Annotated in this window: 16 protein-coding genes and 2 pseudogenes; 12 read left to right on the top strand and 6 right to left on the bottom strand. The window is 69.3% G+C overall.

Annotation, left to right across the window (positions count from 1 at the left end; genetic code table 11):
* Window positions 1-119: 119 nt before the first annotated feature.
* From BLU09_RS16980 to ald, 3 genes are all read right to left on the bottom strand, one after another.
* Complete coding sequence (locus tag BLU09_RS16980) at window positions 120-1,019, bottom strand: anti-sigma factor family protein (RefSeq protein WP_090490586.1); 900 nt, start codon at window positions 1,017-1,019, stop codon at window positions 120-122.
* A 22-nt stretch (window positions 1,020-1,041) separates the two neighbouring features.
* Complete coding sequence (locus BLU09_RS16975; RefSeq protein ID WP_011554150.1) at window positions 1,042-1,683, bottom strand: sigma-70 family RNA polymerase sigma factor; 642 nt, start codon at window positions 1,681-1,683, stop codon at window positions 1,042-1,044.
* Window positions 1,684-1,925: 242 nt separating this feature from the next.
* Entirely contained in the window at window positions 1,926-3,050 is a 1,125-nt protein-coding gene (ald, locus tag BLU09_RS16970; protein WP_090490585.1) for an alanine dehydrogenase, read from the bottom strand.
* A gap of 186 nt (window positions 3,051-3,236) precedes the next feature.
* Here ald and BLU09_RS16965 point away from each other — a divergent pair, with 186 nt between their 5' ends.
* Window positions 3,237-4,541, top strand: coding sequence for a radical SAM family protein (locus BLU09_RS16965; protein ID WP_090490584.1), 1,305 nt, complete (start codon window positions 3,237-3,239; stop codon window positions 4,539-4,541).
* A gap of 135 nt (window positions 4,542-4,676) precedes the next feature.
* On the opposite strand, the gene BLU09_RS16960 is transcribed toward BLU09_RS16965, so the two are convergent.
* On the bottom strand, window positions 4,677-5,546 hold the full coding sequence (locus BLU09_RS16960; protein ID WP_090490583.1) for a response regulator: 870 nt from the start codon (window positions 5,544-5,546) through the stop codon (window positions 4,677-4,679).
* 170 nt (window positions 5,547-5,716) lie between these two features.
* Between BLU09_RS16960 and BLU09_RS16955 the strand changes: the two genes are divergently transcribed.
* Genes BLU09_RS16955 through BLU09_RS16930 form a run of 6 tightly spaced genes read left to right on the top strand, consistent with a single transcriptional unit; the run spans window position 5,717 to window position 13,034 of the window.
* Window positions 5,717-6,199 (top strand): chemotaxis protein CheW, encoded by a 483-nt coding sequence (locus BLU09_RS16955; protein WP_011554146.1) that lies wholly within the window; start codon window positions 5,717-5,719, stop codon window positions 6,197-6,199.
* Window positions 6,196-6,570, top strand: coding sequence for a Frizzy aggregation protein FrzB (locus BLU09_RS16950; RefSeq protein WP_090490582.1), 375 nt, complete (start codon window positions 6,196-6,198; stop codon window positions 6,568-6,570). Before BLU09_RS16955 ends, BLU09_RS16950 begins: the two co-directional genes overlap by 4 nt.
* Window positions 6,571-6,575: 5 nt before the next feature.
* Window positions 6,576-7,829, top strand: coding sequence for a methyl-accepting chemotaxis protein (locus BLU09_RS16945; RefSeq protein WP_090490581.1), 1,254 nt, complete (start codon window positions 6,576-6,578; stop codon window positions 7,827-7,829).
* A 33-nt stretch (window positions 7,830-7,862) separates the two neighbouring features.
* Window positions 7,863-10,196 carry a hybrid sensor histidine kinase/response regulator gene (locus BLU09_RS16940; RefSeq protein ID WP_090490580.1) on the top strand — a complete coding sequence of 778 codons (2,334 nt, stop codon included), beginning with the start codon at window positions 7,863-7,865 and terminating at the stop codon, window positions 10,194-10,196.
* A 37-nt stretch (window positions 10,197-10,233) separates the two neighbouring features.
* Window positions 10,234-11,238 carry a chemotaxis protein CheB gene (locus BLU09_RS16935; protein WP_090490579.1) on the top strand — a complete coding sequence of 335 codons (1,005 nt, stop codon included), beginning with the start codon at window positions 10,234-10,236 and terminating at the stop codon, window positions 11,236-11,238.
* The gene (locus BLU09_RS16930; RefSeq protein ID WP_090490578.1) at window positions 11,232-13,034 is read left to right on the top strand and encodes a protein-glutamate O-methyltransferase; all 1,803 of its coding nucleotides are present in this window, start codon (window positions 11,232-11,234) and stop codon (window positions 13,032-13,034) included. Before BLU09_RS16935 ends, BLU09_RS16930 begins: the two co-directional genes overlap by 7 nt.
* Before the next feature lie 27 nt (window positions 13,035-13,061).
* Here the strand turns inward: BLU09_RS16930 and BLU09_RS16925 are convergent, their stop codons facing one another.
* Window positions 13,062-13,382 carry a polyhydroxyalkanoic acid system family protein gene (locus BLU09_RS16925; protein WP_090490577.1) on the bottom strand — a complete coding sequence of 107 codons (321 nt, stop codon included), beginning with the start codon at window positions 13,380-13,382 and terminating at the stop codon, window positions 13,062-13,064.
* A gap of 104 nt (window positions 13,383-13,486) precedes the next feature.
* The gene (locus BLU09_RS16920) at window positions 13,487-14,953 is read right to left on the bottom strand and encodes a deoxyribodipyrimidine photo-lyase (protein ID WP_090490576.1); all 1,467 of its coding nucleotides are present in this window, start codon (window positions 14,951-14,953) and stop codon (window positions 13,487-13,489) included.
* 168 nt (window positions 14,954-15,121) lie between these two features.
* Here BLU09_RS16920 and BLU09_RS16915 point away from each other — a divergent pair, with 168 nt between their 5' ends.
* The 5 genes and pseudogenes from BLU09_RS16915 to BLU09_RS16895 all read left to right on the top strand — a co-directional run.
* Window positions 15,122-16,582, top strand: a complete 1,461-nt coding sequence (locus BLU09_RS16915; protein WP_090490575.1) for an MFS transporter — start codon at window positions 15,122-15,124, stop codon at window positions 16,580-16,582.
* A gap of 68 nt (window positions 16,583-16,650) precedes the next feature.
* The gene (locus BLU09_RS16910; RefSeq protein ID WP_167371102.1) at window positions 16,651-17,796 is read left to right on the top strand and encodes a DUF1015 family protein; all 1,146 of its coding nucleotides are present in this window, start codon (window positions 16,651-16,653) and stop codon (window positions 17,794-17,796) included.
* A 182-nt stretch (window positions 17,797-17,978) separates the two neighbouring features.
* A pseudogene (locus BLU09_RS39400) lies at window positions 17,979-18,209 on the top strand (methyltransferase); the annotation flags it as partial.
* 134 nt (window positions 18,210-18,343) lie between these two features.
* Window positions 18,344-18,739, top strand: a pseudogene (locus BLU09_RS16900) (deoxyhypusine synthase family protein); the annotation flags it as partial.
* Window positions 18,740-18,895: 156 nt separating this feature from the next.
* Window positions 18,896-19,521, top strand: a 626-nt coding sequence (locus tag BLU09_RS16895; protein ID WP_244171786.1) for a hypothetical protein, incomplete at its 3' end; no start/stop codon positions are given.

The raw sequence follows: 19,521 nt of genomic DNA, 5'->3' as shown, positions 1-19,521 counted from the left end.
GCAAGGTGATGATGTGCGTCGAGGCTATCGGCCATGCGCGGGAGCGTCAATGTTCGGACCGGGCGGAATTCCGGCTGCCCGAGGAGCGGGCAAGCGCCGTCACGCAGCCGACGTTTCCGTCACTGAGGGTACGTCACCGGCTCGATGGAGATGGGAGGCCAGGAGTGCGGCGTGCGCGGCGCGGGCGGGAGCGAATACAGCGGCTCGTCGGCCTCCGGCGCGGACTTGCGCGCGAGCTTCTCACCGCTGTCGCGCTCGGCGAGCATCCGGCGGATGTCGCTTTCGTCCATGTCCGTCACCATCTCGTAGACGATTTCATCGTCGCGCCAGGTGACGACGTTGAAGCCCTGCGCGGAGTCCACTTCCACGGCTTGCAGGGCCTGGAACTTCGGGATGACGACTTCGTTGTCGCCAGGGAGCACGAAGACGCCCAAGCGGCGGCTCGGCTCACCTTCGTTGTCCGGAAGGGTCTCGTAGCTGATGTACGCGACTTCGCGGCCGTTGAGGATGGAGATGCGCCCGCCCAGCGGCTTCGCCTTGGGAATCTGCGGGACGGTGATGCGCGGATCCACCTTGTCCTTGAACCACTCCTCCACCTGCTCCGGCGTGTTGGAGGCAATCTCGAAGGGGAGCGCCTTGCTCTTGCTGTGGCGCTGCACCGCTTCCGTCCTGGCCGCGCTCAGCCGCTGCTCGGCGTGGAACGCGGCCCAGCCGCCGCCCACCGTCACCACCACCAACGCCATGGCCCCCGCGCGCAGCCAGACGCCGAACTGGACGCGGCGCTGCTCCTGCTGGAGGCCCACTTGGATGCCGGCCCGGAGCGAGGCGGGGGCCCGCATGCCTGAGACGGAGTGGCGCGCGGCTCGCCGCAGCGCCTGCTGCATCTGCTTCTCTTCCTCCGCGCGGCGCCGGCAATCAGCGCACCCGGAGAGGTGGGTTTCGAGGTCCACTCGTTCCTCGGGCTGAAATTCGCCGTCGAGGTAGGGATAGAGCAGCCGGTCGAGGTCCTGGCAGTTCATGGCGCGCGCTAGGAACGGGTTTCTACCCTGTCTTCTTCCTGTGGCGATACTCTTCCAGGTCCGCGGGGGCGTTCACCGGCTCCCCGTCGTGCCGGAATACGCCCTGGCCCTCGGCGTACTCACGCAGGTTCTTCTGCAGGAGCTTGCGTCCGCGGAACAGGCGGCTCATGACCGTGCCCACGGGGCACTCGAGAATCTCCGCGATCTCCTTGTAGGAGAACTCCTGGAGGTCCGCGAGGATGACCACCAGCCGGAAGTCGATGGGCAGCGCGTCAATGGCCCGCAGCACGTCGTCCGACAGGAGCCGGTCGAAGAAGTACTGCTCGGGGTTGGCCGCGAAGTCCGTCGCGTCCCGGCTCACGAAGCGCTCGTGGACGGCCTCGCGCTCCACGCCTTCGACCACCGTGCGCTCTTTCACCTTCCGCCGGTAGCGGTTGATGAAGGTGTTGGTGAGAATCTTGAAGAGCCAGGCCTTGATGTTCGTCCCGCGCTCGAACTTGTCGAAGAAGCGGTACGCCCGCATGCAGGTGTCCTGCACCAGGTCCTCGGCGTCGCGCTCGTTCTTCGTCAGGCGCAGCGCCGCCGAATAGAGCGGGTCCAGATGGGCGAGCGCCAGCTCTTCGAATTCCTGCTTCGTCCGGTTGGGTTGCCTGAAATCCAACATGTCCCGCCTTCCAAGGGCCCGAAACAAAAGGGGAATGAGTTGTCGCTTACCCGCCAAATGTATGCACGGGAACAACCAGGGCAACAACGGCATCCCACGACACCCGCCCGGACGCCCGCTTCGGGAATACACGACGCCGGCCAGGGAAACATATTCCCTAGCAGAGATAACGAGCGGGGAGGCCGGATGTCGCCATCCGAACCTCCCCGCCAGGGACTGCGTCGTTTACCTGCTTACCGGGCTTACTTGCCGGCGAGCGCGTCCGCGATGGGCATGTAGGGGTAGCCCATGTCTTTCGCGACGGCCTCGTAGGTGACGTGGCCGTTGTAGGTGTTCATCGCACGCGCGAGGGCGCGGTCCTCCTTCACGGCCGCCGCCAGGCCCAGGTTGGCGATCCGGAGCGAATAGGGGCGGGTGACGTTGGTGAGGGCGTAGGTGGACGTCTGCGGCACGGCGCCGGGCATGTTGGCGACGCAGTAGTGGACGACGCCGTGGACCTCGAACGTGGGGTTGTCGTGGGTGGTGGGCTTGCACGTCTCGATGCAGCCACCCTGGTCCACCGCCACGTCGACCACCACGGAGCCCGGGCTCATCTCCGAGATGAGGGCCTCGGAGACGAGCTTCGGGGCCTTGCGACCGGGGATGAGCACCGCGCCCACGACGAGGTCGGCCTCGCGCACGGAGCGGGAGATGCTCTCCGAGTCGGAGGCCAGCACGCCGACGCGGCCGAGGAACACGTCATCCAGGTAGGTGAGGCGCTCCATGTTGACGTCGATGAGGGTGACCTCGGCGCCCATGCCCACCGCCACCTTGGCGGCGCACAGGCCCACCACGCCGCCGCCGATGACGGTGACGCGGCCCCGGCGCACGCCGGGCACGCCGCCCAGGAGGATGCCCTTGCCGCCGTGGGCCCGCTCCAGGCACTTGGCGCCCACCTGGATGGCCATCTTTCCGGCCACCTCGCTCATGGGCTTGAGCAGCGGCAGGCTGCCGTCGTCCGGCTGAAGCGTTTCATAGGCCACGGCCGCGGCCTTCTTCTGGAGCAGCGTCTTGGTCAGCTCCGGGTCCACGCCGGCCAGGTGGAAGTACGTATAGATGATCTGGCCGGGCTGGATGCGCGCGTACTCGGGCGCGATGGGCTCCTTGACCTTGATGATCATCTCCGAGCGCTTCCAGACCTCGTCCGCGGTGGAGACGATCTGTGCGCCGACGCGCTGGTACTCCGAATCGGGGATGCCGGAGCCAACGCCGGCGTTCGTCTCGATCAGGACCGTGTGACCCGCGGCGATGAGGGCGGCGGCGCCAGCCGGCACCATGCCGACGCGGTACTCGCGGGTTTTGATCTCCTTGGGAACTCCGACGATCACGACTGCCTCCGAGAGGGGGACGTAAAAAAGCGCGCGGACCCTAACGAGGGCCCAAGGGGGAATCAAGGCGCGGGCAGACAGCCCGGCATGGGCGCCATTTGCGTCAAACACCTCTGAAGACATGACGCGAGGCGTTGGATGCGATGCGTGATGAAGCGTGCGCCGCTCGTGTTAGTTAGCAGGGACATGACGTCTGCTCCGAAGCTCCTATTCGCGGACCCCAAGGGACGGGTGATGGAACATCCGTACCTGCTCGCCACGCTGCGCAGCGGCGAAGAGCTCGTTCCTCCGCAGGACAAGCCCATTCCGCTGCCGTCCTCCGGGCGGCTCGTCCACCTGCCAGGGCGCCTCCCGGTGGGCCTGCATCCGGAGACAGGGGAGCTGGAGCTCGTCCGGGAGATGAAGATGGGGGGCAAGACGTTTGTCCCCAACGCAGTGGGCGCGCTGCTGCCCCCCGGCTACACGCGCACCTTCCTCCCCGGCGAGGTGAAGGGCAGTGGCCCCGTGCTGCCGCAGTGGGCGTACACCGCCGCGGCCTGGGTGGGTGAGGGGCCGGTGGCGTGGGCCATCCATACCGACCGTCGCTCCCACTGGGACCCGGAGCGGTTCTCCACGCCGGACATGAAGGACCTGGTGGCGAAGCACATGGCGCGCTTCCCGGACAACCGGGTGCTGAAGCAGCTCAAGACGTGCGCGATGCTCTATCGGTGCTTCACGTCGCAGAACACCTTCTACGTGCGTGACGAGGCCGCCATCCCCGCGTCCGTCATGTGCAACGCGCGCTGCGTGGGCTGCATCTCCGACCAGCCGGCGGACGGCCCACCGGCGTCGCACGAGCGCATGGATGACGGGCCCACGGGCGAGGAGATGGGCCAGATTGGCCTCTTCCACCTGGAGCACGCGCCGGGCCGCACCATGGTGAGCTTCGGCCAGGGCTGCGAGGGCGAGCCGCTCACGCGCTGGAAGCAGATTGCCGAGGCCATCCGCTACATGCGGGCGCGCACGCAGGCGGGCTCCATCAACATCAACACCAACGCCAGCCTCACGCGCGGCCTGGAGGCCCTCTTCGACGCGGGGCTGGACGCCATCCGCGTGTCACTCAACTCGGCGGTGAAGGACCTCTACGAGGCCTACTACAAGCCGGTGAAGTACGGCTGGGAGGACGTGGAGGCCTCCATCGCCCTGGCGCGTGAGCGCGGCGCGTACCTGGCGCTGAACCTGCTGCTGTTCCCCGGCGTCACCGACCGCGAGGGCGAGGTGCGGGCGCTGGAGCGGCTGGTGAAGAAGTACCGCGTGGACCAGGTTCAGACGCGCTCGCTGTGCATCGACCCGTTGCAGTACCTGGAAGTGGCGCGCGAGCGCGGCGCGGGAGGAGAGCCGGTGGGCATCCGCACGCTGCTTCAGCGGCTGAAGGCGGCACGCCCGGGGCTCATCGTGGGCAACTTCGCGCGCGGGCTGGAAGAGCGCGAGAACGCGGCCGGGGTCCGGTAGCGCCTGGGGGGACGGGGGAGGGCGTTCCTTCCCCTGTCAGATTGGAGGCCCGGTGGGCGCTCCGTCCTCGGGAGGCAGGTGGCGCGGCCTCGGGGGGGCACACGCCAGGAGGGGCCGCGACGCGGCCCCTGGGGACTACTCGTTACCGGTGGGCATCAGCTCCTTGGCCACCAGGTTGCCCATCACCGCGTCCTTGGGGATGTAGCCGTCGGCGCCCGCCTCACGGCAGATGCGCTGCAACTCCTCGACGTTCTCACCCGAGCACAGCAGCACCTTGATGCCCTTGAAGAGGCTGTTGCTCTTGATGAAGCGGCAGAACTGCTCGCCGTTCACGTTGGGCATGCGCACGTCCAGCAGCACCAGGTCCGGACGCGTCTGCTTCTTGAGGATGATCTTCGTGGCCTTGTCGGCGGTGTCCGCGACATGGACCTCGAAGCCCTTGGTCACCAGGTCCGCTTCGATGATGCGGGCCGTCATCTCGCTGTCATCCACGATGAGGATGCGCGGCTTGCGCCCGCCCGTGGTGGGCGCGGGTTTGAGGCCGCCCGTCGCCGCGGGGACAGGGGCCGCGGGAGCCGGCGGGGTGGGCGCCGCCGCGGGGGCCGCAGCCGGGGCGGGCACGGCGGTGGGGATGCCCAGGGCGGGGGGGCCAATGAGACCCATGACCCCGCCGAGCACGGCTTCGAGCCCACCGCTCTTCAGGATGTAGCCGTCCGCCCCCGAAGCCTTCGTCTTTCCGTCCAGCTCCGCCTCGGAGATGTCGGAATAGAGGACCAGCTTCGCGGTGACCTTCTTCTGCCGGCGGAGGTACTCCACGACGTCGTCGCCGAACATCTCCGGCATGTTGACGTCCATGAGGATGAGCGAGAACGGCCCCTCGGCGAGCTTCTGCTCGAGGCTGGCAAGGTCCTGCGCGCCGCTCGCCTGGTAGCCGGCGGCGGTGAGCGCCCGGACGGTGAGCTCCACCAGCATCGGGCTGTCATCAATGACCAGTACGCGCGACATCGTCCTCCTCAAGGGCTTCGCGGTAGAACCCTACACCTTTGGTGCAGCGCGGACCATCGAAACGGCGACCAGGCGGGCTGGTCGTCAGGTCCTCTTGACCGCTATTCATCGCCTCCGGATACTTTGGCGCCTTGACCACGACCTCGACTCCCCTCCAGCGAGCACTCCGGATGGCTCCGGACCGCGCCTTGGCCGCCCAGGCCCGGCCGGAGCAGGAGTTCTTCTGCTTCCGCGTGGGCGACCTCCGCCTGGGCGTGCCCAGTGAGAACGTGCTCGAAGTGCTTCGGGCCGGTCTGCTCACGCCCTTGCCCCGGACCCCGTCCTTCATCATGGGCGTCACCGGCCACCGGGGCGAGGTGCTCCCGGTGCTGGACCTGCTGCGCTTCCTCTCCAAGGGAGAGGCCCGCATCGGCCCGCGCACCCGCCTGTTCGTCGGCGTCACGGGCAGCTATGTGGCCGGCGTCGTCGCGGACACGGTGCTGGGGCTGCGCCGCATTCCCGTGGCGGACATCCTCCCACCGCCCCTGGGCGGCGACGCCGCGGCCGAGCACCTGCTGGGCGTGGTGCAGGCCAGCGGCAACCAGGAGGCCATCAACCTCCTCAACTTCTCCAAGCTGCTCCAGACGGCGCGGCAGCGGGCGGTGGCGCGGTGAACGACGACGCCTTCCATGAGAAGGAGGAAGAGGTGGACCTCCTCTTCTTCGACATCGGCGCCACGCTCTACGGCACGGATGCGTCCCAGGTGCTGCGCATCGACCGCGCGCTGCCGGAGGACCTCACGCTGGCGGAGCTGGGCCTGCCTCACCGGGGCAACCGCGCCATCGTCTTCGACACCCCGGCGGGTGAAGCCCACCTCAAGGTGGACGCCGTGCACGGTGTGCGCTCCATCCCCGTCAATTCCTTGCGCCGGATGCCTCCCACGGCCGGCGCCGCAGCCTACGCAGTCGGTGTGTGCCTGGAAGAGGCCCGCACCGTGTTGCTCATCGATCTGGTCGAAACCGCAAGGACTCAAGGAAGGCACTGAGACACATGTCCCTGGACACCCCCAACGAGAAGCCCGCTGGCAAGGCTCGCGCCCGGAAGGCCCCCGCCTCCAAGGCCGGCGCCACGAACGCGGCGTCGACCTCTTCCTCCACCAAGGCCATCACCGACACGCTGCTGACGGTGCTGTCCGGCAACCTGCAGGCCCGCGTGCCCAAGGAGCTGGTCGGTGAGTCCGGCGCGGAGCTGGCGCACCTGCTCAACCAGGTGCTGGACCAGTTCGCGGCCTCCGAGCACCGCAAGCACGTGGCGGCGCAGGAGATCGACCAGGCGTTGGACGCGCTCATCGGCCTGGTGCGCGAGGGCGATCTGTCCCGGTGGAACACCACCACCGAAGACCCGCAGCTCGGGCCCCTGCTGGAGGGCTTCGGGAAGGTCATCGAGACGCTGCGCACCTTCGTGCGGGAGATCAACGAGGCGGCCCTGAGGCTGTCCTCGTCCGCCAACCAGGTGCTGGCGGCCTCCACGCAGCATGAGACGTCCTCCACGGAGCAGGCGGCGGCCATCCACGAGACGACCGCCACCATGGAGGAGCTGAAGCACGCGTCGGCGCAGATCGCCGAGAACGCGGGCAGCGTGGCGCGCGTGGCGGAAGAGACGCTGGGCGCGGCGCGCGCGGGCCGGGGCGCCATTGGCGAGTTCATCCAGGCCATGCAGCAGATCCGCAGCGACGGCGTCGCGGTGGCGGACTCCATCGCGAAGCTGTCCAAGCGCGTGGAGCGCATCGGCACGGTGGTGGAGGTCATCGACGAGATCGCGGACCGCTCCGACCTGCTGGCGCTGAACGCGGCGCTGGAAGGCAGCCGCGCGGGGGAGGCCGGCAAGGGCTTCTCCATCGTCGCGGCGGAGATGCGGCGTCTGGCGGAGAACGTCCTGGACTCCACCAAGGAGATCAAGAACCTCATCACCGAGATTCGCGAGGCCACGGCCGCCGCGGCCGGCGCCGCCGAGGCGTCCAAGTCCGCCACGGAGTCCGGTGAGAAGCTGGGCGCGGTGGCGGCGCAGGCGGTGGAAGGCATCCTCGCTGGCGTCCAGGAGACGAGCGACGCGGCCCGCGTCATCAACCTCGCCACGCAGCAGCAGCGCACGGCCACCGAGCAGGTGGTGGCCTCCATGGCGGAGATCGAGGACGTGACGCGCCAGACGACGCAGGCCTCGAAGCAGGCCACGGGCGCGGCCGCGGAGCTGACGCAGTTGGCCGGACGGCTGGCCGAGCTCATCAAGCGGTTCAAGGCCGACTAGCGCTTCCTGGAAGGGGAGGGGCGTACGCCGGCCATGGACACCGAGGCTCTCAAGAAATCCCTCCTGAAGAAGTTCCAGGAGGTCACCGCCGACCGCCTCCAGAAGATTCAGCTGGGGGTATTGGACCTGGAGAAGGAGACCGCGGACCAGGCCGCGGAGGACGTCGCGCGCGAGCTGCACACGATGAAGGGCGAGGCCCGCATGTTGGGTCTGGCCGCCATCGGGCAGCTGGCGCACGCCGCCGAGGACGTCCTGCGCGCAGAGCGCGAGGGCAAGACGGCCACCGAGGTGGCCACCGACGTCCTGCTCAGGGCGTGCGACGTCCTCTCCGATCTCAACGAAGACCTGTCCGGCGCCAACACGGGCAACCCGGCCAGCGAGGAGATGGTCCGCATGCTCGCGGACGTCTCCGGACAGACGCCGCCGGCCATCGCTGGCGCACGGCCCGTGGCGCCGCCTCCCGCACCGCCGCCGGCCTCTGTCGCCGCGCCCGTGGTGGCACCGGCGGCCGTCGCCGCGCCGCCCGCGCCGGTGCAGGCTCCGGTGGCACCGCCCCCGCCGCAGGCCCCCGTGGCCGAGCCGGGAGCGCACGCCGCTGCATCCGCGCCTCACCCGGCCGCCGGGCATGGCCGTGACGAGGAGGCCCCGAGCGCCGCGAAGTCCGCGGTGGCCGACCGGAGCATCCGCGTCAACGTGGAGGTGCTCGACGCGCTGGGGTTGCTCGCGGGCGACCTGCTGGTGGAGAGCGCCCGCGGCCGGCTGCGCAGCTCGGAGACGGAGGCGTTGTTCGAGCGCTTCAGCCGCCTGGGGGACCGCTTCCTCCGGCTGGCGGAAGAAATCGACATCTCGAACGAGCTGCGTGAGCAGCTGGACCGCGTGGAGAGCGACCTCCACATGCTGCGCGACGACGCGTTCCGCTTCGTGCGCCGCAACGATGACGGCATCAACACACTGCACGGCAACCTGGCGAAGATGGCGGACCACGTGGCCGAGGCCCGGCTGGTGCCGCTGTCCACCGTGTTCGACGCCTTCCCGCGCGCCGTTCGCGAGATGTCGCGCACGCAGGGCAAGGAAGTGGACTTGGTCATCGAGAACGCCGACATCGGCGTGGACCGGTCCATGCTGGGCGACGTGCGCGACGCGCTGGTGCACTTGCTGCGCAACTCGGTGGACCACGGCGTGGAGTCCCCGGACACGCGCCAGCAGCTGGGCAAGCCGCTCAACGGCCGCATCCGCATCCGCGTGCGCGTGGACGGCGACATGCTCCACATCGAAGTGGAGGACGACGGCCGCGGCATCGACCCGGAGCGGCTGCGTCAGGCGGCCATCTCCAAGCGCCTCATCAACGCGGTGCAGGCCGCTGCGCTGTCGGAGCGCGAGGCCATCGAGCTCATCTTCCGCCCCGGTTTCTCCACCCGCGACCAGGTCAGCGAGCTGTCTGGCCGTGGCGTGGGAATGGACGTGGTGAAGCGCAAGGTGGAGACGCTGGGCGGCTCGGTGGGCGTGAGCAGCCGCATCGGTCGTGGCTCCACCATCACCCTGCGTCTGCCGCAGTCGCTGGCGTTGATGAAGGTGCTGCTGGTGCGCCTGGGGGACGACGTCTACGGCATGCCCGCCGCGGACGTGGAAGCCGTCATGCGCGTCAAGCCGGATGACCGGCTGGAGATCTTCGGCACGCTGGCTGTGCGGCACCGTGGCAAGCCCACGGCGCTGGTGGCGTTGGGGCCGCTGTTGGGCCTCAACGGCGGCAATCGCTTCGACAAGCCCCCCGCGGTGGTGGTGCGTCACGGCGAGGACCACGCGGCGCTGGTGGTGGACGGCTTCGTGGACGAGCGCGAAGTGGCCGTGAAGCCTTGCGGCGGCGAGTTCCTCAAGGCCGCGCCCTTCATCGCCGGCACCGCGGCGCTGGAGGACGGGCGCATCGCCGTGCTGCTCCATGTCCCGGACATCATGGCGGAGGTGCGCCGGATGGCCCGCCCCGTCACCCAGGCCCCCGCCGCCAAGCGCCTCCGGGTGCTGCTGGTGGACGACTCGCCCATTGCCCGCGCCACGGAAGGGGCGCTGGTGAAGGCGCTGGGGCACTCGGTGGAGGAAGCCCAGGACGGCGAAGAGGCCTACGTGAAGGTGCAGAACAACACCTACGACCTCATCCTCACGGACGTGCAGATGCCCAAGCTGGACGGGTTCTCGCTGGCGCGGCGGCTCAAGTCGACGCCCGCGGTGGCTCGCATTCCGGTCATCATCCTGTCGTCGCTCGCCTCGCCCGAGGACAAGCGGCGCGGGTTGGATGCCGGTGCGGACGCGTACCTCGTCAAGGGCGAGCTGGGCGTGGAGGTTCTCGCGCAGGCCATCGACCGGCTGACCTGAGGAGCCAGGCTTGGGCGGTGGCGCGGCAGTCGCAGGTATGGCGTTTCGGGTGCTCATGGTGGGCAAGGGGCTGCGTGCGCTCGCGGCCCGGGGCCTGTTCGATGGGGAATCCCTGGTGCCCGTGGGGCCGGCGGAGGTGGACTTCGCCGGCGCCCTGGTGGCCGTGCAGCGGCACTTCCCGGACGTGGTGCTGGTGGACCTGAGCGCGCTGGACGCGCTGCCCGCCATCGAGCACGTCATGGTGGAGCGGCCCGTGCCGGTGCTGGCGTTGCACCCCGGCGTGTTGTCCGGCCAGGAGGCCTTCCAGGCGATGGTGGCGGGCGCGCTGGACGTGCTGGAGCGTCCGGCGAACCCCGGGCCCGAGTTCTGGGCGCACGTGTCACGCAAGCTGGTGCTGCTGGCGCAGGTGAAGGCGGTGCGGCAGGTGCAGACGCGGCCGCCACCGCAAGCGGCGCGTGAGGCGAAGCCGCCTCCTCCGTATCCGCTGGTAGCCATCGCCGCGTCCCTGGGCGGCCCCAAGGCGGTGGCGCAGGTGCTGCGGATGATTCCGCGCGCCTTCCCGGCGCCCATCGCCTACTGCCAGCACATCAGCGACGGCTTCACGGAAGGGCTGGCGCACTGGCTGGCCAACGAAACGGCGCTGCGCGTGCTGGAGGCCGAACATGACGTGCTCATGGCGCCGGGCACGGTGTACATCGCTCCGTCGGGCAGTCACCTCTTGGTCAGACCCGAGGGCAGGTTGGAGCTGGACGCGGGCCCCGCGCTTCGCGGTTTCCGGCCGTCCTGTGACATGCTGCTGACTTCCGCGGGTGAGTCGTTTGGCCCGCGCTGCATCGGGGTCATCCTGACGGGCATGGGGCGCGATGGGGCGCGAGGGTTGAAGGAGATTCGAGAGCGCGGCGGTCGGACCATTGCCCAGGACGAGGCGTCGAGCGTCGTCTGGGGCATGCCGCGCGAGGCGGTGTTGATGGGCGCGGCGCACGAAGTGCTGCCACTGAGCCGGATTGGCGCGGCGCTGATGCAGTGGGTGGATGTGTGTTGACGGCGAGCCAGAAAGTCTTGCAGCAACTCGCCGCGCTGCTGCTGGAGCGCGCGGGACTGAAAATCACGCCGGATGGCTTCCACAGCCTCCGGCTGGCGCTGTCCGCGCGGATGCCCGTGCTGGGCCTGGAAGAGCCCGAGCACTACATCCAGCGCCTGACGGGCGCCGGTGGCGAAGAGGAGCTGCGCTCGCTGTTGCCGCTGGTGCCGGTGGGGCACACGGAGTTCTTCCGCGACGCGAAGCAGTTCCGCGCGCTGGAGAAGAGCGTGCTGCCGGAACTGGTGTCCCGTTCGCGGCGCGAGATGCGCAAGGTGTCCATCTGGTCCGCGGGCTGCGCGACGGGTGAAGAGCCCTACAGCCTGGCCATGGTGCTGGCGGAGCTGGGCGCGCTGTCGCTGGAGGTGGACCTGTGGGCCACCGACCTCAACCTGGCCGCGGTGGAGGCCGCGAAGCAGGGGCGCTTCACCTCGCGTCGGGCCATCAGCATCAACCAGACGCGGCTGACGCGCTTTTTCAAGCCCGTGGAAGAGGGCTATGAGGCGCTGCCCGCGCTGCGCGAGTACATCCGCTTCGATGGACAGAACCTGGCGGTTCCCGTCTTCGACAAGGTGGCCCTGTCGTCGCTGGACCTCATCCTCTGCCGCAACGTCATCATCTACTTCGACCTGCCCACCATCCGCGGGTTGATGGACCGCTTCCTCGCCGCGCTGCGGCCGGGCGGGTTGTTGTTCCTGGGGTACTCGGAGAGCCTCTTCAAGGTCTACGACCGCTTCGAGATGATCGAAGTCGATGGGGCGTTCGTGTACCGCCGCCCGCTGAACGACAAGAGCATGCGGGCGCCGCCGCTGCGCATCACCCCGTATCCTGGCGAGCCCGAGGTCGCCGCGCGCAGGCCCGTGCCCGCGGACGCGTTCACCGCGGACCTGCGCAAGCGGATGCTGCCCGAGGACGTCCCGTTGACGACGCGGCTGCCCGCGGTGTCCGCGTCCTCGGTGGCGGCGCCTGGCTCGCCCAGCGTGACGCTGCCGGCGCTGGGGGCCTCTTCCAGTCCGCGTTCCGTGGTGCCGGGGCGGCTGCCCGCGGTGTCGCCTCACTCGCCGCTGCCGGCCATCGCCGCGCCGCTACCTCCCAGCGTCGCGCGCTCGCGTGTCACCGCGGAGCTGCCCACGGTGGGGAGCGGGGACTCCGCCCGTCCGCGCATCACCACCGAGCTTCCGGCCGTGGCCACCACGCCCCGCGCGCCCACCGTGGAGGTGCCCGCCTGGCCCACGCTGCTGCCTCCGGCGGAGCGACTGGCCATGGCGGTGCGGAAGATGGCGCAGGGGGATTTCTCGGCGGCCATCGCTGGCGTGCAGCGGCTGCTCGCGGACGAGCCCAGTGACCTGGATGGGCTGCTGACGCTGGGCAACCTGTTCTCGCTCACCGGCCGCATCCCCGAGGCGCGCGAGGCCTTCGCGCAGGCCATTCAGCGCGAGCCGCTGTGCGTGGAGGCGCGGGTGTTCGGCGGGGTCGCAGCGTTGCAAGCAGGGGAGTTGAGCGAGGCGCGCTCCGAGCTGGGCAAGGCCCTGTTCCTGGAGCCCACGCTGGCCATTGGCCACTACCTGCTGGCGCAGGTGCACGAGCGCACGCAGGACCATGAGGCGGCCCGCCGCAGCTACCGCAACGCCATTGCCCAGCTTCGCTTCCCGCAGCGTCCCCTCGCGGGGCACTACCCGGAGATGCCGGACTCGGCGGATGCCATCTCTCGCGCGGCGCGTTACGCCCTGGCCGCGTTGGAGGAACAGCCCCTGCGCTGAGGCAGGGGCCGCGTCCCGTGCTTCACGTCAGTCCAGGCTGCTCTTCACCTGGTCCAGGCTCTTGTTCGGGTCGAGCACGGAGCCGAACTTCTTCTGCAGGTAGCTCTTGGCCTGGCCGCGCAGCAGCATGCCAGGGTCGGTGCCCTCACCCTCGACGGCCTTGTCGGTGATGACGAACGAGGCGTCCATCTGGATGCCCATCACCTTGCCGACGATTTTCGCGCCTTCCCCCTGCCAGTCCGCCTTCACGCCGTACTTGCCGCCCCAGTACTGGAGCAGCTGATCGACGCGCTGCTTGACCTCCTCCTTGGGGAGGGAGTGGGGGATATCGAACTTCATCATTCCCATGGCTGGCTCCTGATCTCGGTGTCCCGCTTCGTGCGTTTATCCGTGCCCGAGCGGGAATGGAACCGCCGTGTCACTTTTGGGCGCGCGGATGTCAACAGGCTTGCTCACGGGCCTGCCGTCTTGCGGACGCGCTTGAGCTTCACCGGTGGGTCCTCCGGGCGGCCCCAGCGCTCCAGGTAGGGGGCCAGGTTGTACTTGGCCGCCGTGCGCAGGGAGCTCATGGGCCGCACCTTGCCCAGCACCGGCCGCTCCTGGAAGGGGCGGTCATGCAGTCCCAGCACCCACATGAAGTTGGCGACGCTCGCGGGGTCCCTGCCATCCACCGCGTACTTGTCGTTGAGGAACGCGATGCGTCGCAGCGCTTCCTGGGGGGAGGGAGTCCACTCCAGGATTTTCTTCCCCCACAGCATGCGCAGGTAGTTGTGGATGCGGCCACGCTCCACCAGCTCTCGCTGGGCCGCGTTCCACAAGCCGTCCGCGGTCCGTGCTGTCTCCAGTTGCTTCAACGAATAGCGGTGCTCGCGCGCGTCCTTCTGGTGGCGGGTGAGCGTCTCCTTTGCCCACGGAGGCAGGGAGGCCACGGAGAGCTGCTGCGGCCCCGGCGTGTGGAAGCAGTAGTTGAAGCCCAGCTCACGGCGGACGAGCAGCTCCTCCAGGAAGCCCTGCACGGAAGCATCCTGCGCGCCGCGTGCGCGGATGGCGGCGCGCGCGGCCTCTCCCGCGAAGAGGTTGCCCCAGTGGAAGAAGGGGGACAGGTTGGACTGCCGCGCCAGGCCCGGGTCGTTGCGGCCTTCGTCATAGCCCTCCAACCGTTGGTGCACGAAGGCCTGGAGCGCCTCGAGGCCCGCCTTTCGTCCTCCGCGCTCCTGGATGGGCGCCACCGAATGGTCGAAGTCGAAGGCGTCCAAGGACTCGCGGGCCTCGCGTGCGTCCGACGTGGCGAAGTCCGGCTCCAGCTTGCGTCCGGCCGCGGCGGCCTTCACCGCGCGGTTGGGCACGGCGCGGTCCAGGTACTCCGGCCACAGCTTCTTCAGCTTGGGCCGCAAGGTATAGGCGCCAATCTGCCGCGTGGCGATGCGCTGCATGGGCACCACGCAGGAGGCATCCACGGCGAACAGCGGCACGTCCAGGGCCTTGGCGGCGCCACGCAGGTGGCCCGGAATGATGTACGTGGGGAACAGGTCCGACACGATGGCGGCGGCGCGCCGGCCGAGCTGGGCCAGCCGGGGACGGTGCTCCTTCGAGGTCCGGGGCAGCTCCAGCCAGTAGGGCAGCCCGCGCGCGGCGCAGCCGGTGGCCATGTCCATCATCCCCTCCAGGGCCCAGGCGTGGAGCCTGTCGGAGGCATGGGGGTAGTCCGGACGGATGGCCTGGTAGACGACGACGGGCAGGCGCAGGTGGTTGCCCAGACCGATGGCGGCATCCAGCGCGTGGTTCTGTTCGGCGCGATGGTTGACCATGCACCAGTAGAGGACGAAGTCGCGGCGGCCGGAAGGAAGGGGGAGGTCCTTCACCACCTGCACGCGCGCCGAATCGACGCCGAGTTCGGACCACGAGAAGCCTTCAGGCATGGGGCCTCACTGATACGCGAGCCGCATTCGCGTCGCGGAGGAAAAGAAGTGCGTGGCTGTGAACGAGGGGACAGGGAGGGTCGGACGGCGCTCCAATTTCCGGCACCCGAGGACAGGTTGTGGTTTTCTGCCGTCCGGCCGGACCGAAGGAGTCCTTGCGTGTCATCATTGAGAAGCTGGAGCTATCTCCCCATCACCGCCCTCGCTCTCGCGCTGGTCATTCCGGAGCCCGCGAAGGCGCAGGCTGGCGGAACCTATCCATCCCCGGGGTCTGCGCAGCCTCCGTCTGCCCCCGCGGGTTATGCGGCCCCTCCGCAGCCCACGTATCGCCAGACGGCGCCGCAGCAGCCCGCGGACCCGTATGCGCAGCCGACGCAGACGCAGCAACCTGCGGACCCATACGCGCAGCCGCCGGCGTCCGCGCAGCCCGCGGACCCGTATGCGCAGCCGCAGCAGCCGGTGGACCCGTATGCGCAGCCGCAGCCGCAGCAGCCGTCAGCGGATCCATATGCGCAACCGCCACAGTCCACGCAGCCCTCGGACCCGTACGCGCAGCCGCCGCAGCCGGTGGACCCGTATGCGCAGCCGCAGCCGCAGCAGAGCTACCCCCCGGCGCAGAACGCCTATCCCCCTTCGGATGCGCAGGACCCGGCTCGCTACCCGGGTGACACCGCGACGGCGAGCGACGCGCCCACGCTGCCTCCGGATCCGGACTCGCTGCGGACGAAGCCGCAGTCGCCGCTGACGCCGGACGACCGGGCCACGGCGAAGCGGGGCGTGCCTCCCATCGAGGACACCGGGGTGATGCTGGACGGCAGGCCGCGCCAGGGGCCGTTCCTCTCCGGTCCGGGCAGCTTCACCTTCATCGTGCACCACACGACGCTGGGCGCGCTGGGTGGCTTCTTCACGCAGGCGTTCGCCAGCGACTTCAACTTCGACAAGAGCTCGCGTGAGGCGATGCTCGCGGGCACGCTCATCGGCGCGGGTCTGGGCTTCGGTGCCTCGTCGTGGTGGCAGTTCAACAACTGGGTGGACCGCCCCATGGCCACCTTCGGCATCGCCAACTCGGTGGTGGGCGGCATGTTCACCGCGGGCCTGATGGACCTCTTCACGCAGGACGCGGGCGTCCTGACGTGGTCCGCCTTCCTGGGCGCGGAGTTGGGCGCGTGGCTCACGGCGGGCATTGGCGGCGGCCAGCTTCCGCTCAATGACGGCTTGCTGATTTCGTCCGGTGCGGGCTGGGGCGCGGCCTACGCGGCGCTGCTGTTGGCCATCATCCACTTCTCCGGGACGCCCGTGTCCGGCAAGACGTGGCGGGACACGCTGCTGCTGGCGCCGGGCATCGGCGCGGGCGCGCTGGCGCTGGCCACCATGCGTTACAACCCGACGCCGTCCCAAATCGTCCGAGCCAACATCTTCGGCGGCGGCGTGGGCGCGGTGGTGCTGCTCCTCTCCGGCGTGGTGCTGGGTGGTTTCGATCAGTCCACGCCGTACGTCCTGTCGTTCCTTGGTTCGGCGGGGGCCATCACCACGGTGAGCCTGCTGTGGGAGGAGAGCGTGGACCGCTCCGCCCTGAAGATGGCTGGCCGCTCAGCGAAGGACCGGCCGTACACGAACGTCTGGTGGTAGACGCGGCCTAGGGCAACCAGGCGCGCGCCATGGCACGGCGGGGCAGGAGGCACCACCTTCCCCCCGACATGGCGCGCGTCAATCCATTTTCGGCCCTTCTTGGCTCGCTGGATTCCTCGCTGGAGCCCAGCGGCTACGTGCCGCGTGGCAATGCGGTGCCCCAGCCGTCACACGTTCGCCCCCTCCTGGAGGCGGCCAATCCCACGGCGGAGCTGCGGCGCCTGCGGGACTCGGGCGCGCTGCTGCGGGACACACGCCCCGCGATGTACCTGGTGGAGGTGCAGGGACCCGCTGGCAAGCTCGGCGGCCCGCCGGTGCGCTTCCTCCTGTGTGCCCTGAATCCGGATGCGGGCGCCTCGCTGGAGCATGACCCGTACCGGCCCAGGGCCTGGGAAGCGGAGCCCGCTGTCACGCTGACCGCGGATGACCATGGCGTGCTGCGCGGACTGCTCGCAGAGGCTTCTGCGCGCGCCATCGTCGTGTGGGAAGGGCGCTACGGACAGAACACCCTGTCGCTGCGGCGCATCGAGCCTTCCCCCGTGTCGAAGCGGCTCCAGGCTGTGCTGGATGAAGCGCCCATGCGGCCGTTGGCGGCGCTGGACGAGCGCGGCCCGACGCTGGCGGCCGTCGTTCCCCTGTCCGACCCGGGGCTGGAACTGCTGCCCATCCACCGCGCGCTCAAGGGCGTGGAGACCTTCAAGGAGGAGACGTTCCTCACGCTGGTGACGGCGTATGCGCGCGTCTACGAACTGGATGAGCCCCTGAATACGCCGCGCGGTCTTGCGGTGGCGCGAGAGCGACTGGCGACGCTCATCACCGGGCACCACGCGGTGCTGTTGGTGTTGCCGGGAGGGCGAGGCCGCATCCTCCGGTTCCGTCAGGGGTTGGACCTGGCGCACCTGAAGGGGGCGCCGCGCAATCCCACGCTGCGGAGCCTGGATCTGGCGTTGCTCAACGCGCTGGTGCTGCGGACCGTGCTGGGCATCAAGGACCCGGAGGCGCCGGGGCACTCACAGGTGTTCCCGGTGCAGGGGCTGGAGTCGCTGGTGCAGGGTGTGGAGTCAGGGATGTTCCAGGCGGGCTTCGCCCTCAATCCGCCGCCGCTGTGGGAGGTACGCGCGGTGATGGAGGCACAGGCGACGCTGCCACCCAGCACGCTTCGGGTCGAACCGCTGCCGCCGGCGGGGCTGCTCTACCTGGACCGGGAAGGCTGACCCGTTGGCGTGAGGGTCCTGCGCCAAACTCGGCCAGAGGCTCTTCTCCGGCGTGTTCCGCTCGAACTCCAGCCAGGGCTGGGGGTGACGCTGGACTCGATTTGCGGCGGGGGGGCCGGGTGCTGCAACGCCGTCAGGGATACCGCTTCACGTTGGACCCACTGCTGCTGGCGCACTTCGCCATGGACGAAGGCGCGGCGCAGCGGGGCCGACTGATGGACCTGGGCACGGGCTGCGGAATCATCCCCCTGGTGCTCGCGCGCAAGCTGGGACGCAAGGACATCACCGCGCTGGAGCTTCAGGCGCGCCTGTTCTCCCTGGCCGAGCGGAGCGTGTACCTCAACCGCTGTGAGCGCGAAGTGCCCCTGGTGCATGGGGACCTGCGCAGGGTAGGGGCGCAGTTGGCGGCAGGCAGCTTCGCGCACGTGCTGCGCAATCCGCCGTACCGGACGCGGGCATCGGGGCGAAGCAGCGTGTCCACGGAGAGGGCGATTGCGCGGCACGAGCTGGCGTGTGAGCTCCAGGACATGGTGAGCGCGGCGGACCGAGCATCGTCAAGTCCGGCATCGAGTGCATGGCGGACTTCTATGACCGCTACGAGGAGGTCTCCATGGGCCAGGGCTTGGGCTTCTTCCAGATTGGCGGCGGCATCGCCGGTGACTTCCCCATCTGCGTCGTCCCGTCCATCAAGTACGACCTGCAGAAGCCCGTGAAGCCGTGGGCGTACTTCTGCCAGATCAGCGACTCGACGACGTCCTACGGCTCGTATTCGGGCGCGACGCCCAACGAGAAGATCACGTGGGACAAGCTGACCGAGATGACGTCGATGTTCGTCATCGAGTCGGACGCCACCATCGTCGTCCCGCTGATGCTCCGCGCCCTGCTCGAGTGCCAGGGCAACCCGAGGGCGGCGAGCGCCCTCATCGCGAAGCACCGGGGCTAGCAGGCGGTTGCTGGGGCCGATGTGGGAGGGGGGGCCAGTGCCGCCCCTCCCCGTCGCCGGGGGGCAGGGTTTCAATTCGTCCCTGAAACCCTCTCGACTTCATAGAAACGAGCAACTTCCGCATGGGGGGAGGCGATAACTCTCAACGGAGCCCACATGCGCCCTATCAAATCGCCGACCCAATTCGTTTCCTCGCTCGAGACCCGACTGAAGGAGGCCACCCGCGGTGGCAAGCAGGTGGGAGCGCCCACCCTCCAGAAGGCGCTCAAGGGCGCGGATGCCAGCTCGCTCACCCCTCACCAGCACGAGCAGCTGCGCGATGTCTTCGAGAAGGTGAAGCTGACGCCCAAGGCCCGCGAGCTGGCGGACCGCTTCGTCGGGTCCCCGCAGGGGCATGAGAAGACGCTGCCCAAGTTCTTCGACGGCCGGGTGAAGGCCAAGGCGGATGAGCCGTCGCTGCCTGGCTTCGATGGCCCGCTCACCCCTCCGAACATCAAGGCCCCGGAGGGACTCGAGAAGGCGCTGCCCAAGTTCATGGACGGCCGGGTGAAGGTCAAGGCGGATGAGCCGTCGCTGCCTGGCTTCGATGGCCCGCTCACGCCTCCGAACATCAAGGCCCCGGAGGGACTCGAGAAGGCGCTGCCCAAGTTCTTCGACGGCCGGGTGAAGGTGAAGATGGACGAGCCGTCGCTGCCCGACATCGGCGGGCCGTTCACGCCGCCGAACAACGGTGGGCTCGTGAAGGTGAAGATGGACGAGCCGACGCTGCCCGACATCGGCGG

Origin of the sequence: Myxococcus virescens (genome assembly GCF_900101905.1) — a bacterium.
In the GTDB taxonomy this organism is placed as follows: Bacteria; Myxococcota; Myxococcia; order Myxococcales; family Myxococcaceae; genus Myxococcus; species Myxococcus virescens.
This window is presented reverse-complemented; position numbering and strand designations above follow the sequence as displayed.

Coding starts and splice junctions, on each gene's coding strand:
- BLU09_RS16960 (WP_090490583.1), bottom strand. CDS start 5,546: ATGTCGCGCGTACTGGTCATTGATGACAGCCCGATGCTGGTGGAGCTC.
- BLU09_RS16975 (WP_011554150.1), bottom strand. CDS start 1,683: ATGTTGGATTTCAGGCAACCCAACCGGACGAAGCAGGAATTCGAAGAG.
- BLU09_RS16920 (WP_090490576.1), bottom strand. CDS start 14,953: ATGCCTGAAGGCTTCTCGTGGTCCGAACTCGGCGTCGATTCGGCGCGC.
- BLU09_RS16910 (WP_167371102.1), top strand. CDS start 16,651: ATGGCGCGCGTCAATCCATTTTCGGCCCTTCTTGGCTCGCTGGATTCC.
- BLU09_RS16945 (WP_090490581.1), top strand. CDS start 6,576: ATGTCCCTGGACACCCCCAACGAGAAGCCCGCTGGCAAGGCTCGCGCC.
- BLU09_RS16980 (WP_090490586.1), bottom strand. CDS start 1,019: ATGAACTGCCAGGACCTCGACCGGCTGCTCTATCCCTACCTCGACGGC.
- BLU09_RS16965 (WP_090490584.1), top strand. CDS start 3,237: ATGACGTCTGCTCCGAAGCTCCTATTCGCGGACCCCAAGGGACGGGTG.
- BLU09_RS16955 (WP_011554146.1), top strand. CDS start 5,717: ATGGCTCCGGACCGCGCCTTGGCCGCCCAGGCCCGGCCGGAGCAGGAG.
- BLU09_RS16925 (WP_090490577.1), bottom strand. CDS start 13,382: ATGGGAATGATGAAGTTCGATATCCCCCACTCCCTCCCCAAGGAGGAG.
- BLU09_RS16935 (WP_090490579.1), top strand. CDS start 10,234: ATGGCGTTTCGGGTGCTCATGGTGGGCAAGGGGCTGCGTGCGCTCGCG.
- BLU09_RS16940 (WP_090490580.1), top strand. CDS start 7,863: ATGGACACCGAGGCTCTCAAGAAATCCCTCCTGAAGAAGTTCCAGGAG.